Below are 14,038 nucleotides of genomic sequence, written 5' to 3'. Positions count from 1 at the left end.
GAGCGGCGGGCGGTCCGCGGTCGCGGCGCGGGACGCCGGCGCCGCGCGGACTCGGTGCCGGAGGTCGTCCGCGCGGAATACCCGCGGGAGGTCGTCCCCGGCACGCGCCCGCAGCCAGGCGCGACCCCGTGCGGCGCTCGATGTCGGCGGACACCGGCAGAATGGACACCGATGCCGGGAGGAGGCCGCATGATCGTCGGAATCGGGGTCGACCTCGTCGACGTGCCGCGGTTCGAGGAGCACCTCGCGCGGACACCTCGGCTTCTCACGCGCCTGTTCGCGCCGTCCGAACGGATCCTCAAGCCCCGGTCGCTCGCTGCGCGGTACGCCGCGAAGGAGGCGCTCATCAAGGCGCTCGGCGGGTCGGACGGCGTTCACTGGACCGACATCGAGATCGCCTCGGAGCCTTCGGGCCGCCCCGTCTTCGTCGTGCGGGGCGAGACCGGGGCGACCGTCGCCGCTCGAGGGATCACCGCGCTGCACCTGTCGATGTCGCACGACGCGGGGCTCGCGACGGCCTACGTGATCGCCGAGGCGGTCGCACCGCCGACACCGGCGCACGCGGCGCCCGCCGTCGCCGCGGAGGGCACCGCCGCGGCATCCGTTCCCGTTCCGGCCCGAGAGGACACCGCATGAAGATGGCACCGGGCGTGCTGCGCGAAGCGCTCATCGACGTCGACGCGATCACCGAGAACGTCCGGCACCTGCGCGCGCTCACGGGCGCCGAGGTCATCGCCGTGGTCAAGGCCGAGGGCTACGGACACGGGTCCCATCGGGCGGCGGTCGCCGCGCTGCGCGGCGGGGCCACGCGCATCGGCGTGTCCGACATCGCCGAGGCGCTCGCATTGCGGCGGGCGGGCATCCGCGCTCCGATCTTCGCGTGGCTGCACGCCCCGGGGGCGTCGTTCGACGAGGCGGTGCGCGAAGGGATCGAGCTGGGGATCTCCGACCTCGACCAGCTGCTGCGCGCGGGTCAGGCGGCGACGGAGGACCGCCCCGCGGCCGTGCACCTGAAGATCGAGACGGGGCTCTCGCGCAACGGGGTCGCCCCGGCCGATTGGCGCACGGTGTTCTCGGAGGCGGCCCGCCTCGAGCGCATCGGCCGTCTGCGCGTGGTCGGGCTGTTCTCGCACTTGTCGAACACGAGCCTGGACGACGACCGCGCGGCGCTGGCCCGGTTCGAGGAGGGCGTGGTGCTGGCGGCGTCGATGGGGCTGCAGCCGCCGCTGCGGCACATCGCCGCGACCAACGCCGCGATCGCGCTTCCGGAGGCGCGCCTGGGCTGCGTGCGCATCGGCATCGGGCTCTACGGCGTCTCGCCTCTCGCCGACCGCACCCCGGCCGACCTCGGGCTGCGCCCCGCGATGACGCTGCGAGGCGCGGTGGCGGCCGTGCGGCGGGTTCCGGCGGGCACCGGGGTGTCGTACGGCTACGACTACCGCACGCCCGCCGACACGACGCTGGCACTGGTGCCCCTCGGCTACGCCGACGGCGTCCCGCGGCAGGCCTCGGGCCGGGGCCCGGTGTCGATCAACGGCCGGCGCTTCACCGTCGCGGGACGCATCGCGATGGACCAGTTCGTCGTCGACGTCGGCGATCACCCCGTGGCCGTGGGCGACGAGGTCGTGCTGTTCGGCGACCCGACGCTGGGTGCGCCCTCGGCTCGTGACTGGGCGGATGCCGCCGACACGATCGACTACGAGATCGTCACGCGCGTGGGGCCGCGCGTTCCCCGACGGGAGGTGCACGCGTGAGCGTTCCGGAAGAGGTGCTCGGCGAACGGGTCGTCGAAGCCCCCGCCGACATGGAGGAGCTGGGCCGGCAGATCGGGCGGGCGCTCGAGCCGGGCGACGTCGTGGTGCTCACGGGCCCGCTCGGCGCCGGCAAGACGACGTTGACCCGTGGCATCGGCGAAGGGCTCGGCATCCGCGGGCCGGTGCAGAGCCCCACTTTCGTGATCGCGCGCACGCATCCCTCGTTGGTCGGGGGGACACCGTTGGTGCACGTGGACGCCTACCGTCTGGGCGCCGCGGTGGAGCTCGACGACCTCGACATCGACGTCGCCCACAGCGCCGTGATCGTGGAGTGGGGGCGCGGAGTCGCCGAGTACCTCGCCGACACGTGGTGGGAGATCGAGATCTCGCGGCAGACCGGGGGACGCGGCGTCGACAATGCGTGCGGCGAGATCGCCGTGCACACGGTCGAACTGGACGCCGATGCTCCGCGCACCGTGACGATCTCCCGCCGTCCCTGACGGGTCTCCCTCGGCGCCTCGGGTCAGACCTTCGGGGTCGCCCGTCCGCGCCGGGATTCGGTGGTGCGGCGGCGTGATCGCGGCAGCTGCGGGGTCCGCGCGGCCGCCCAGACCTCGCGCAGTGCGCGCAGCGTCTCGACGGGCTGCTCGACGTGGGCGAAGTGCCCGCTGTCGCCCAGGACGCGGTCGTCGTAGTCGCGCATGAGGCGCGCCCAGGCCCGCGAGTCGGCGGCGGCGACGAAGACGTCGTGCGCGCCGTGGACCGAGCGGACCGGGCAGACGATGCGGCGCCAGACGCCGTCGTCGTGGGTACGCGACATGCGCGCGGCGGCGAGGAAGGCCGAGGGGCGGATCTCATCGGCGAGGGCCGCGGTCACGGCGGGATCGACGCGCTCCGGATGCCGGAACAACGGCCGGGCGAGTGTCCGCAGCGACCCCGTGCGGCGCAGGAGCTGCAGCAGCGGGCGGGCGAGGGGGCCGAGCGCTCGCAGGATGCGCATGGCCAGGACCATGCCCGCGAGCCAGGGCAGCCGGACTCCGCCGGCCAGCGGACGACGCGTCACCGCACGGGCACCCGCGCCGCTCGGGGAGACGACGCCCACGGCGACCGTCTCGGCGGGGAAGCGCGCGGCGACGTCGAGCGCGATCACGCCGCCCAGCGAGTGGCCCACGATGCGCCAGCGGGGGTAGCCCAGCGCACGCGCGACCGCCGCGACGGCGACGGCCAGGTCGGCGGGCGCGGGCACAGGACCCGGCGACTCGCCCCACCCGGGTAGATCGATGGCGACGATGTCGGAGAGGGGCAGGCCGAGGTCGTCGGACGCGGCGATCATCGGTGCCCAGGTGGCCCACGACCCCGCCGCGCCGTGCAGCATCACGGTCGCGACGGGGCTGCCCGATGCCCTGCCGGCGCGCACGACGATGGGGCCGACCCCCGTGGGGACGACCATCCGGCGCAGCCCGAGGGCCATGGCATCCATGTCCCTTGTTCGGAGCGGAGGGAGCGGTGGATGCCGCGACGCTCGGGGGAGGAAGGCGCCGGATACCCTGGAACGGTGATCATGGGCATCGACACCTCGCTCGGCACCGCTGTCGCGGCGATCACGCGCGACGGGGAGGTGCTCGCCGACGAACAGAGCGCCAACCCCCTCGGGCACGCCGAGGTCATCGGCGACCTGTTGCGCCGCGCCTCGTCCGTCGCCGCAGCTCCCACCCATGTCGCGGTGGGCATGGGCCCGGGCCCGTTCACCGGACTGCGGGTGGGCATCGCCACGGCGCGCGTCTACGCGCTGGGCCTCGGCGTTCCGGTCGTGCCGGTGCCCAGCCACGACGGCGTCGCGCTGGGCGTCCTGCTCGCGGACGCCCTCACCGGCACCGACACCGGGCGATTCGCGGTGGTGACCGACGCGCGGCGACGCGAGTTCGCCTTCAGCGTGTACGACGGCCTCGACGACGACGGACTCCCCGTGCGCCTCTCCGACGCCGCCCTCAGCCCGCGGGACGAGCTCGATGCGCGGCTCGACGAGGCCGGCGCGCGGCGCTACGACGCCACGAGCGTGTCCGCCGCGATGATCGCGCTCGTCGCCGCGCGCGCTCTCGACGCCGACCGCACGCTCGCCGGGACGGAGCCGCTCTACCTGCGCAGCCCCGACGTGGTCGCCGCGCACGCCCCGAAGAGGGTCAGCTGATGTCGACGCGGGCGGCCGCGGTCGCCGACCTCGACGCGATCATGGACCTGGAGCGCACGTCGTTCCCCACCGACGCCTGGAGCGCGGCGATGATGCGCGAGGAGCTCGCCTCACCGCACGGCTTCTACGTCGTCGTCGAGGAGGCCGGGCGCCTGGTCGGCTATGCGGGTCTCCGTGCGGTGCGCGGGGCTCGGGATGCCGACATCCAGACCATCGCGATCTCGGCGGCGGCCCGCGGACGCGGGCGCGGTCGGGCCCTGCTGAACACGCTGCTCGACGAGGCCGCGCGCCGCGGCGTGCACGACGTCTTCCTCGAGGTGCGCGCCGACAATCCCGTGGCGCAGGCGCTCTACGCGTCGGAGGGCTTCGCCGAGGTCGGCCGCCGCCCCCGGTACTACCAGCCCGACGACGTGGACGCGATCGTGATGCAGCTCGACCTGCGGGGGTGGGCGGCACGGCGGGCCGAGACCATGGGCGTCGCGGCATCCGACCCCGCGACCTCCACCGGAAAGGGATGGTGCTGATGGACGCGCCCCTCGTGCTCGGAATCGAGACCAGCTGCGACGAGACCGGGATCGGCATCGTGCGGGGCCGGACCCTGCTGAGCAACACCATCGCCTCGAGCATGGACGAGCACGCCCGCTACGGCGGAGTGGTCCCCGAAGTCGCGGCTCGCGCTCACCTCGAAGCCCTGCAGCCCTCGATCGACGCCGCTCTCGCCGAGGCGGGCGTGACCCTCGCCGACCTCGACGCCGTCGCCGTGACCAGCGGTCCGGGACTCGCCGGAGCGCTCATGGTCGGCGTGGGCGCGGCCAAGGGCCTGGCCGTCGCGCTCGACAAGCCGCTCTACGCCGTCAACCACCTCGTGGGCCACATCGCCGCCGACATCCTGGATGCCGAGGCGGGTGAGCTCGAATACCCCACCGTCGCCCTGCTGGTGAGCGGGGGCCACACCTCGCTCCTGCTCGTCCGCGACCTCACGAGCGACGTCGAGCTGCTGGGCGAGACGATGGACGATGCCGCGGGCGAGGCGTTCGACAAGGTCGCGCGTCTGCTGGGGCTGCCGTACCCCGGAGGTCCCGAGATCGACCGCGCGGCGGCGACCGGCGACCCCGCCGCGATCCGTTTCCCGCGCGGACTCTCTCGCGCGTCCGACATGGCATCCCACCGTTACGACTTCTCGTTCTCGGGGCTCAAGACCGCCGTCGCCCGCTGGGTCGAGCAGCACGAGGCCACCGGTGAGCCGGTGCCCGTGGCCGATGTCGCGGCGTCGTTCCGCGAAGCCGTGGTCGACGTGCTCGTGACCAAGGCCCTCGACGCGTGCGTGCGCTACGGCGTGCCCCGGCTGCTGCTGGGCGGGGGCGTGATCGCGAACAAGCGCCTGCGCGACGTCGCGCTCGAGCGCGCGGCTGCGGCGGGGGTCGCCGTGCGCATCCCGCCGCTGCGGCTGTGCACCGACAACGGCGCCATGATCGCCGCTCTCGCGGCCGAGCTCATCGCGTCGGGCCGGCGCCCCTCGACCCTCGCCTTCGGCGCCGACTCGACCCTGCCCGTGACCGAGATCCAGGTCGCCGAAGACCCCGACGCCCCGGCCCCGGATGCCGAGACCCCGGCGCCATGACCGATCAGACGCCGCCCACACGCCGGGCGCGCAAAGAGACGCCCGAGCCCGCGGCTGCTCCGATCGACCCGCGCCGTCCGTGGATGGTGCCTGCGGGTGAGCGCCCGGAGATCGCGGATGACGACCCGGAACGCCTTCCGACCGCGCAGCTCGAGATGGCGGCGTTCGGCGACCACCTGATCCCGTACGTCCCGCCCGCGCCCGCACCCCCGCGGTCGCTGGCGCCGTGGGCGCTCGCGGTGGCGATCCTCGCGCTCGCCGCGGCGCTCATCACGGGGTGGCTGCTTCCCCTGGGCGTGATCGGGACGATCCTCGCCGCGATCTCGCTGCGACGCCCGCACGACGGTCGGCGCGTGGCCGTCTGGGCGCTGTGTCTGTCGCTGTTGGCCGTCGTGTTCAGCGCCGGGTGGCTGATCTGGGGTTTCTCGCAGCTCGCCGTGCGCTGAGGTGCCGTTTGCCGCCGGGGTCAGACGCGGTCGGCCAGCAGAGCCAGGCGCGTGGACCCCACGCGGGTGAGGAGCAGCGTCGCGGCCTCGTCGCCGCGGAGCGAGAGCTTCTTGCGCAGCACGGCCGGGTCGACGTCCACGCCGCGCTTCTTGATCTCGAGCGTGCCGATCCCGCGCGCCCGCAGGGCCTGCGCGAGCTTCTTGGGGTCGGCGGGCAGCTGTTCCCGCACGCGGAACGACTGCACGAAGGGACTCGTGAGGGGAGTGTCGGAGGTGAGGTAGGCGATCTGCGGCGAGAGCATCCCCGCCTCGAGCGCGCGCGCCACCTCGCCGATGAGCCGGGCGCGGATGACCGCGCCGTCGGGCTCGTGCACGAAGGCGCCCAGCTCCCGCTGCTCGGCGTCGGGGCTGTCCGCCGGCGCGGTGAGCTCCCACGCGTCGCCGCCGCGCACCACGAGAGCCGCACGCCTCACGTGGTCGCGGGCGAGCGCGCCCGCCCACAGCACCAGCTCGATGGTCGAGCCGTCGGCGCTGATCCACTGCGCCTCGACGTCGTCGGGGATCTGCGAGCGGTCGAAGCCGGGCCCGAGTTTGACTCCGCCCGGGGTGCGGCGCAGCAGCTCGAACACCCACTCGAGCGACGGCGACCACTCGCCGGAGGCGACCTGCCGCGTCTCGGAGTGACCCGCGGTGCGGCGCGCGGGGTCGAGCCACACGGCATCCATCCCGGTCAGGTCGGCGTCTTCGGCGCGCGCGTGCGCCACCGTCGCGGCCTCGCCGAAGGGGGCGAGGTTGTAGGCCGCGATCGCGGCGGTCACCTCGTCGGCGTCGACCGCGTGCACCCGGATGCCGAGCCCCGCCAGCCCGAGCGCGTCGCCGCCGATGCCGCAGCCGAGGTCGGCCACGCTCTCCACGCCCGCGGCACGGAACCGCCCCGCGTGCCGCGCCGCGATCGACAGGCGCGTGGCCTGCTCGAGGCCGGCGCGGGTGAAGAGCATGCGGTCGGCGAACGCGCCGAACTTCGCGGCCGCGCGGACGCGGAGCCGCGACTGACCGACGACCGCCGAAACGAGGTCGGGGGAGTGACCGGCCGCCCGCAGCCGCGACACCGCACGGGCGGCGTCGTCGGTGGATGCGACCGGGCCGAGCTCGTCGAGCAGGCGCAGGCCGTCGGGCGTGAGCAGGGCGGTCAGCTCGCTGGTATCCACCGATTCAGCCTAGGCGGGTGAGTGTGCTGGCACTCGCGTTGCATGAGTGCCAGCGCTTCTCTACACTCGGATTAGCACTCTCCCCGCGTGAGTGCTGACAAGTCTTCTGTAACGAGAAAGAAGAGGTAGACCGTGTCGGTTTCCATCAAGCCGCTCGAGGACCGTATCGTCATCAAGCAGGTCGAGGCTGAGCAGACCACCGCGAGTGGTCTCGTCATCCCCGACACCGCCAAGGAGAAGCCGCAGGAGGGCGAAGTCGTCGCCGTCGGCCCCGGCCGCATCGACGACAACGGCAACCGTGTCCCCCTCGACGTCGCCGTCGGCGACCGCGTGCTCTACAGCAAGTACGGCGGCACCGAGGTCAAGTTCGGCGCCGAGGAGTACCTCGTGCTCTCGGCTCGCGACGTCCTGGCGGTCGTCGTCCGCTGATCGCGTGACTGGATCGAAGGCCCCGGGTGCTCGGCATCCGGGGCCTTCGTCGTTCCCGCGTGTCGGCGGTCGGGCCCGGACTCGTTCCGGCGGGGGCGGGGGCGTCGACGTCGCCTTGCGATGGCAGGAATGCGCGGGTGCGCGACCGTCGCGGCGTCGAGGGCGCGCGTAGGCTGTGTCGGTGACCCCCGCTCCCTCCGCTCCGACCGGTGGGAGCACCCGCGGCGCCCTGTACGCGTTGGGTGCCTACCTGCTGTGGGGCGTGCTGCCCATCTACTTCCTGCAGCTGAAACCGACCGGCCCCTTCGAGGTGGTCGCCTGGCGCATCGTCCTCGCCTTCGTGTTCTGCCTGCTGCTGCTCACCGTGCTGCGCGCGTGGCGGCCGTTCCTCGCGATCGTGCGGCAGCCGCGGCTGATGGTGCTCACCGCGGTGGCCGGTGTGCTGATCTACGTCAACTGGCAGACCTACCTCTTCGGCGCCCTCACCGGACACGTCATCGAGACCAGCCTCGGGTACTTCATCAATCCGATCGTCACGGTGCTGCTCGGCGTCGTCGTGCTGCGCGAGCGGCTGCGGGTGCTGCCGTGGATCGCGGTGGGCGTCGCCGTCGCGGCGGTCGTCGTGATCGTCGTGGGGTACGGCGCCTTCCCGTGGATCGCGCTGACGCTGGCGTTCTCGTTCGGCTTCTACGGCCTGGTCAAGAAGCAGATCGGTCCCGCGGTGGATGCCGTGAGCGGGCTGACCCTCGAGTCGATGTGGCTGCTGCCGGTCGCCGTCATCCAGTTGATCTTCGTCGCGAACCTCACGGGGATCACGCTCGGGACGGCGGGGACGTTGCACACGGTGCTGCTGCTGCTGGCGGGGGCGATCACCGCCGTCCCCCTGCTGTTGTTCGCCTCGGGCGCCCGACGGGTGCCGTTGACGGTGATCGGTCTGCTGCAGTTCGTCGCGCCGATCATCCAGTTCGCCATCGGCGTGTGGGTGCTGCACGAGCCCATGACGACCGAGCGGTGGGTGGGGTTCGCCCTCGTCTGGGTAGCGCTGGTGATGCTGAGCGTCGACTCCGTGATGGCCGCCCGGCGACAGCGGCGCGTGCTCGACGACGTGGTCGAGCCGGTCTGACGGGGAACGACGCACTACCCGTCCGCTCGACGGACGTCGTCGGGTGCCTCGAGAGCGTCGCGCCGGAATTCCCTCTCGCATTCCCGTGACGCTGCCGGAACCGGCCGCTCTTTCGTTCCCGGTCCGACGATCCGTGCACTCTTCGGGATGCCGTCAAGACGCGAGCCCAACCGTTATGCGGCCGTGATCGCTTCGACGCACATCGTTAACGAACGGCAACACGCGGAAAATGCGCCGACGATTAGGTTTAGGTCACCAGGTGGCCCATTGGGTCGCCCAACGTTCATTCACAGCAAGGAGCACTATGAACGTCTTTCCGCGCACGCGCAGCGCCAAAATCCTCGGCGGCATCGCCCTGGTCGGCGCCAGCGCGCTCGTCCTCGCCGGATGCTCCGGCGGCGGCAGCGACGCCGCCGCACCGAGTGCATCGTCGGGCGGCGGCGCCGTGTCCGAGGCCGACGGCACGTTCCACGTCGGCACGATCCTCCCGGCCACGGGTAACCTCGCCTTCCTCGGCCCGCCCGAGGTCGCGGGTGTCAAGCTGGCGATAAAGGACATCGAGGCCACGGGCAGCGACTTCCCCTTCACGACCGAGCTGACCGAGCGCGACTCGGGCGACACCACGACCGACATCGCGACCCAGTCGGCGACGGAACTCGTCGACGCCGGCGCCGACGTCGTCATCGGTGCGGCTTCGTCGGGTGTCTCGTTCACCTTCGTCGACCAGCTGGTCAACGCGGGCGTCGTGCAGATCTCGCCCGCCAACACCTCGCCCGACTTCACCACCTACGCCGACGACGGGTACTACTGGCGTACGGCGCCCTCCGACGTGCTGCAGGGCCGCGTGCTCGGCAACCTGATGGTCGGAGACGGTGCGGCCAACGTGGGCATCATCTACATCAACGACCCGTACGGCATCGGCCTGAAGGACAACGCGACGACGGCCATCGAGGCCGCCGGTGGCGAGGTCTCGGTCGCGGTCCCCTACAACCCGGGTGACACGGTCTTCACGTCGCAGGTCGACGAGCTGCTCGCCGCCCAGCCCGACGCGATCGCGGTCATCGCTTTCGAGGAGACCTCCTCGATCATCCCGCAGCTGGTCAGCACGCAGGGCTACGCGGCGTCGAAGGTCTACTTCGTCGACGGCAACCTGTCGAACTCGTACGAGTTCCCGGCCGGCACCCTCCAGGGCGCCAAGGGCACGCTGCCCGGCAACCCCGCCGACACCGACTTCCAGTCGCGTCTGAAGGAGGTCGACCCCGCGTTGACCGACTACAGCTACGCTCCGGAGTCCTACGACGCGGTCATCGTCGCGGCCCTCGCTGCGGCGCAGGCGAAGGACGACTCGGGCACCGCGATCCGCGACAACCTGCAGTCGGTCTCCGAGGGCGGCGAGAAGTGCACCACGTTCGCCGACTGCCTGAAGCTGATCAACGCCGGTACCGACATCGACTACGACGGTGTCTCCGGCCCGATCACCTTCGACGAGAACGGTGACCCGACCGAGGCGTACATCGGCATCTACCAGTACGGTGCCGACAACAAGTACACCCTGCTGAACACGGAGTTCGGTTCGCTCAACGAGTGACCCGACCCCACGCGAGGGCCCGGATCCGCGAGGATCCGGGCCCTTTCGCGTGTCCGAGGCCCGGGGGTCCGGGCGCCTCGTCGTGACGTCGGCAGAGGCCGCGCGGGCGCACCGGCGCGGATACGCAGCCCGCGGAGGCGAGGCCGCGCGTCGCTGCGGGCCGTCAGCGGGTGGGAGTGAGGCCGCAGACCTCGGCGGTGAGAGCGAGCAGCGCGTCGGCGACGTCCTTCGACCGCTCGAGGGGCACCACGACCTCGCGCCCGTCGACCCGGGCGACGAGGTCGAAGAGCGTCCCCACCTTGTCTTCGGCGATGGCGTGCGCGTCGCACCGCTGCGGCACCACGGCGATCTCGACGACCGACGGCGCATCGCCCGCGGCCACGCTCAGCCCCACGGGAGCCTCCGCCCCGGCGGCGAAGCGCAGGAGCACCGTGCCGCGCAGCGCGACGAGGTCGGCCGTGCCCTGGCCCTCCGGCACGGGCTCGACGGCCACGCGCATCAGGATCGAGCCGCCGGGTCCGGCTGCGGCACTCGTGGCCCGGACCTGCACGACGGATGCCAGGTCGTCGCGGTCGCACGCCGTGGCGCTCGCGCGCCGCAGAACGTCGAGCTCGTCGGCCAGGGGCGCGGTCGCGGTCACTCCGCCCGCGGTGAAGGTCGCCTCGGGAGCCTGAGCGTCATCGGTGCAGCGGATGGCGGGCAGGAGGACCGGGAGGTCGACGGTGCGGCCCGGGGCGAGGGTCGTCGGCCTCACGGCATTCCACTCCGCCGAACCGGCGAGGACGGGGGAGGTGAAAGAGGCCGCGGTGAGGGTGGTGGCGGTGTCCGAGGTGTTCGTCACGCGCAGCTGTACGCGACCGACGGCGATGTCTCCGCGCTGTTGCACCAGGGCGACCTCGAGCGACGACGCGGGAGGCGAGGAGGAGGCCGAACATGCCGCGAGTGCGGCGCCCACCAGGGTGAGCGCCGCACTCGCGATGTATCGGCGCCGGATCAGGCCTCGGACCCCTTGCCGTCGCGCTTGGCGTCCTCGTCGGCGGCGAGGGTGCCCAGGTACAGCTCGATGACGCGGGGGTCGGTGAGCAGCTCGCGACCTGTGCCCGTGTACGCGTCCTTGCCCTGGTCGAGCACGTAGGCCCGGTGGCAGATCTGCAGGCAGCGGCGGGCGTTCTGCTCGACCATGATGATCGTCACGCCGGCGCGGTTGATCTCGGCCACGCGCAGGAACGTCTCGTCCTGTCGCACGGGCGAGAGGCCGGCCGACGGCTCGTCGAGCAGCAGCACCGAGGGGTCCATCATGAGGGCGCGGCCCATGGCCACCATCTGGCGCTCGCCGCCCGAGAGCGAACCCGCGCGCTGACGACGCCGTTTGCCGAGCTCGGGGAACAGGCCCGTGACGAACTCGAAGCGCTCGGCGAAGACCTTGGGGCGCTGGAAGAGCCCCATCTGCAGGTTCTCCTCGATCGACAGGCTCGGGAACACGTTGTTGTTCTGCGGGACCATCCCCACGCCCTTGCCGACGAGTTTGTCGGCCTTGAGCGCGGTGATGTCCTCGCCGTTCAGCAGCACGGCACCGCCGCGGATCTTGACCTGACCGAAGATGGCCTTCAGCAGCGTGGACTTGCCGGCGCCGTTCGGACCGATGATGCCGATCAGGTCGCCCTGGTAGGCGTCGACCGTGCACCCGTTGAGGATGTTCACGCCCGGGAGGTAGCCGGCGACGAGGTCGTCGGTCCGCAGGACCGCGGTGCGCGTGGCGGTGGTGTCGGTCATCAGAGCTTTCCGTCTTTCTCGTCGGCGATGAGCTCCGCTTCCGCTTCCGCGGCGGCCTCGGCCTGGATGGTCTCGAGCTGCGACGTGGTCATGTCGCCCAGGTCGGTGTCGTGGTGCGCGCCGAGGTAGGCGTCGATGACGGCCTGATCGCTCATGACCGTCTCGGGCGGGCCCTCGGCCACCACTCGGCCCTCGGCCATGACGACGACCCAGTCGGAGATGTGACGCACCATGTGCATGTCGTGCTCGACGAAGAGCACGCTCATCCCCTCCTTCTTCAGGTCGAGGATGTGGCCGAGCAGGCTCTGCGTGAGGGCCGGGTTCACACCGGCCATCGGCTCGTCGAGCATGACGAGCTTCGGGTCGCTCATGAGCGCACGCGCCATCTCGAGCAGCTTGCGCTGGCCGCCCGACAGCGACGCGGCGAAGTCCTCGCGCTTGGCATCCAGCTTGAACCGGCGCAGCAGGTCGTCGGCCCGCTCGGTGTTGGCGGCCTCCTGGGAGCGCCAGATGCCCGGGATGAGGGCGCGGAACAGGTTCTCGCCCTTCTGCCCGCGGGCGCCGAGCAGCATGTTCTGCAGCACCGTGAGACGGCCGAGCGACTTCGTCAGCTGGAAGGTGCGCACCATTCCGCGGCGCGACACCTTGAACGCGGGGACGCTCGCGAGGTTCGAGCCCTCGAAGCTCCAGCGGCCGGTGTTGGGCTTGTCGAACCCGGTGAGCAGGTTGAACAGCGTCGTCTTTCCGGCACCGTTCGGGCCGATGAGGGCCGTGATCTGCCCGCGGGGGATCTCGAGGTGCTCGACGTCGACCGCCTTCAGACCGCCGAACTGGCGGGTGACGCTGTCGGCGACGACGATCGGGTCGACCTTCTCGCAGCCGGGCCGGACCTCTCCCTTGACGAGAGGATGGGTGACGGTCGTGTCAGACATTGAACGACAGCTCCTTCTTGTTGCCGAAGATGCCCTGCGGTCGGAAGATCACCAGGAGCATCAGTCCGATGCCGACGAGGATGAAGCGCACCTGGCCCGTCTGCGTGCTGGACATGAAGCCCAGGATGCCGACGTCGCGCAGTCCCACGATGATGCCGTTCGACAGCGAGAGCAGCACCCAGAAGAGCATCGCGCCCACGATCGGGCCGAGGAGCGTGGCCGCTCCGCCGAGCAGGAGCGCGGTCCAGATGAAGAACGTCAGGGCCGTGCCGTAGTTCCCGGGCTGCACGGCGCGGGGGAGGATGAACACCACGCCCGCGAGTCCGCCCATGACGCCGCCGAGGACCAGCGCCTGCATCTTGTAGGAGTACACGTTCTTGCCGAGGCTGCGCACGGCGTCCTCGTCTTCGCGGATGCCCTTCACGACACGGCCCCAGGGGCTGCGCATGAGCATGAAGACGAGGATCGTCGCGATGATGACGAGGCCCCAGCCGAACAGGCGCACCCACCAGTCGTTCGCGGAGTACGTCCACGGCCCGATGCCGTACGTGCCCGCCGGCAGCGGGTTGATCGCCTGGAACTCACGGTTGTAGCCGTTCAGACCCTGCGAGCCGCCGGTGACGCTCGTGAGCCCCACGGTGGAGACCACGTACCGGACGATCTCGGCGGCCGCGATGGTCACGATCGCCAGGTAGTCCGCGCGCAGGCGCAGAGTCGGGATGCCGAGGAGGAAGGCGAAGAGCACCGACGCGACGATCGCGACGAGGATCGCGAGCCACACGGGGGCCGCGAACGACAGGGTCGCGATGGCGAAGGCGTAGGCGCCGACGGCCATGAAGCCCGCCTGACCGAAGTTGAGCAGCCCCGCGTAGCCGAAGTGCACGCTCAGGCCGATGGCGGCGAGGGCGTAGGCCGCGGTGGTCGGGCTGATGAGCTCGCCCGCGGCGTTGTTGAAGATCGAAAGCCAGTCCATGTC

The 14,038-nt window shown here is 71.8% G+C and carries 16 protein-coding genes; 10 read left to right on the top strand and 6 right to left on the bottom strand.

Annotation, left to right across the window (positions count from 1 at the left end; genetic code table 11):
• Positions 1-189 precede the first annotated feature (189 nt).
• The 3 genes from RWH44_RS02885 to tsaE are packed head-to-tail and all read left to right on the top strand — an operon-like array spanning position 190 to position 2,254.
• Positions 190-636 carry a holo-ACP synthase gene (locus tag RWH44_RS02885; RefSeq protein ID WP_316003410.1) on the top strand — a complete coding sequence of 149 codons (447 nt, stop codon included), beginning with the start codon at positions 190-192 and terminating at the stop codon, positions 634-636.
• Positions 633-1,754, top strand: coding sequence for an alanine racemase (gene alr / locus RWH44_RS02880; protein WP_316003409.1), 1,122 nt, complete (start codon positions 633-635; stop codon positions 1,752-1,754). The genes RWH44_RS02885 and alr overlap by 4 nt, the downstream gene beginning before the upstream one ends.
• Positions 1,751-2,254 (top strand): tRNA (adenosine(37)-N6)-threonylcarbamoyltransferase complex ATPase subunit type 1 TsaE, encoded by a 504-nt coding sequence (gene tsaE, locus RWH44_RS02875; protein WP_298871333.1) that lies wholly within the window; start codon positions 1,751-1,753, stop codon positions 2,252-2,254. Before alr ends, tsaE begins: the two co-directional genes overlap by 4 nt.
• Before the next feature lie 23 nt (positions 2,255-2,277).
• On the opposite strand, the gene RWH44_RS02870 is transcribed toward tsaE, so the two are convergent.
• Positions 2,278-3,234: an alpha/beta fold hydrolase gene (locus RWH44_RS02870; protein ID WP_298871336.1), complete on the bottom strand. Its 957-nt coding sequence runs from the start codon at positions 3,232-3,234 to the stop codon at positions 2,278-2,280.
• 75 nt (positions 3,235-3,309) lie between these two features.
• On the opposite strand from RWH44_RS02870, the gene tsaB reads away from it, so the two are divergent.
• Genes tsaB through RWH44_RS02850 form a run of 4 tightly spaced genes read left to right on the top strand, consistent with a single transcriptional unit; the run spans position 3,310 to position 6,009 of the window.
• Positions 3,310-3,942 (top strand): tRNA (adenosine(37)-N6)-threonylcarbamoyltransferase complex dimerization subunit type 1 TsaB, encoded by a 633-nt coding sequence (tsaB, locus tag RWH44_RS02865; RefSeq protein ID WP_298871338.1) that lies wholly within the window; start codon positions 3,310-3,312, stop codon positions 3,940-3,942.
• Positions 3,942-4,466: a ribosomal protein S18-alanine N-acetyltransferase gene (gene rimI / locus RWH44_RS02860; protein ID WP_316003408.1), complete on the top strand. Its 525-nt coding sequence runs from the start codon at positions 3,942-3,944 to the stop codon at positions 4,464-4,466. The genes tsaB and rimI overlap by 1 nt, the downstream gene beginning before the upstream one ends.
• Entirely contained in the window at positions 4,466-5,563 is a 1,098-nt protein-coding gene (gene tsaD / locus RWH44_RS02855; protein ID WP_316003407.1) for a tRNA (adenosine(37)-N6)-threonylcarbamoyltransferase complex transferase subunit TsaD, read from the top strand. Before rimI ends, tsaD begins: the two co-directional genes overlap by 1 nt.
• The gene (locus RWH44_RS02850) at positions 5,560-6,009 is read left to right on the top strand and encodes a hypothetical protein (RefSeq protein ID WP_316003406.1); all 450 of its coding nucleotides are present in this window, start codon (positions 5,560-5,562) and stop codon (positions 6,007-6,009) included. The genes tsaD and RWH44_RS02850 overlap by 4 nt, the downstream gene beginning before the upstream one ends.
• Positions 6,010-6,029: 20 nt before the next feature.
• On the opposite strand, the gene RWH44_RS02845 is transcribed toward RWH44_RS02850, so the two are convergent.
• Positions 6,030-7,217, bottom strand: coding sequence for a THUMP-like domain-containing protein (locus tag RWH44_RS02845; protein ID WP_316003405.1), 1,188 nt, complete (start codon positions 7,215-7,217; stop codon positions 6,030-6,032).
• A 132-nt stretch (positions 7,218-7,349) separates the two neighbouring features.
• Between RWH44_RS02845 and groES the strand changes: the two genes are divergently transcribed.
• The 3 genes from groES to RWH44_RS02830 all read left to right on the top strand — a co-directional run bounded on the left by groES (position 7,350) and on the right by RWH44_RS02830 (position 10,357).
• Positions 7,350-7,646 (top strand): co-chaperone GroES, encoded by a 297-nt coding sequence (groES, locus tag RWH44_RS02840; RefSeq protein WP_013583903.1) that lies wholly within the window; start codon positions 7,350-7,352, stop codon positions 7,644-7,646.
• A gap of 181 nt (positions 7,647-7,827) precedes the next feature.
• Positions 7,828-8,769 carry an EamA family transporter RarD gene (gene rarD, locus RWH44_RS02835; protein WP_316003404.1) on the top strand — a complete coding sequence of 314 codons (942 nt, stop codon included), beginning with the start codon at positions 7,828-7,830 and terminating at the stop codon, positions 8,767-8,769.
• Between the two features lie 304 nt (positions 8,770-9,073).
• Positions 9,074-10,357, top strand: a complete 1,284-nt coding sequence (locus RWH44_RS02830; RefSeq protein ID WP_298871352.1) for an ABC transporter substrate-binding protein — start codon at positions 9,074-9,076, stop codon at positions 10,355-10,357.
• A gap of 163 nt (positions 10,358-10,520) precedes the next feature.
• Here RWH44_RS02830 and RWH44_RS02825 read toward each other — a convergent pair whose 3' ends face one another.
• From RWH44_RS02825 to RWH44_RS02810, 4 genes are all read right to left on the bottom strand, one after another.
• On the bottom strand, positions 10,521-11,243 hold the full coding sequence (locus tag RWH44_RS02825; RefSeq protein WP_316003403.1) for a hypothetical protein: 723 nt from the start codon (positions 11,241-11,243) through the stop codon (positions 10,521-10,523).
• Between the two features lie 107 nt (positions 11,244-11,350).
• Complete coding sequence (locus RWH44_RS02820) at positions 11,351-12,130, bottom strand: ABC transporter ATP-binding protein (protein WP_316003402.1); 780 nt, start codon at positions 12,128-12,130, stop codon at positions 11,351-11,353.
• Positions 12,130-13,062, bottom strand: coding sequence for an ABC transporter ATP-binding protein (locus RWH44_RS02815; protein ID WP_316003401.1), 933 nt, complete (start codon positions 13,060-13,062; stop codon positions 12,130-12,132). Before RWH44_RS02815 ends, RWH44_RS02820 begins: the two co-directional genes overlap by 1 nt.
• Positions 13,055-14,035, bottom strand: coding sequence for a branched-chain amino acid ABC transporter permease (locus RWH44_RS02810; protein WP_316003400.1), 981 nt, complete (start codon positions 14,033-14,035; stop codon positions 13,055-13,057). The genes RWH44_RS02815 and RWH44_RS02810 overlap by 8 nt, the downstream gene beginning before the upstream one ends.
• Positions 14,036-14,038: the final 3 nt, after the last annotated feature.

Origin of the sequence: Microbacterium phycohabitans (assembly GCF_032464935.1) — a bacterium.
GTDB classification, from domain to species: domain Bacteria; phylum Actinomycetota; class Actinomycetes; order Actinomycetales; family Microbacteriaceae; genus Microbacterium; species Microbacterium phycohabitans.
This window is presented reverse-complemented; position numbering and strand designations above follow the sequence as displayed.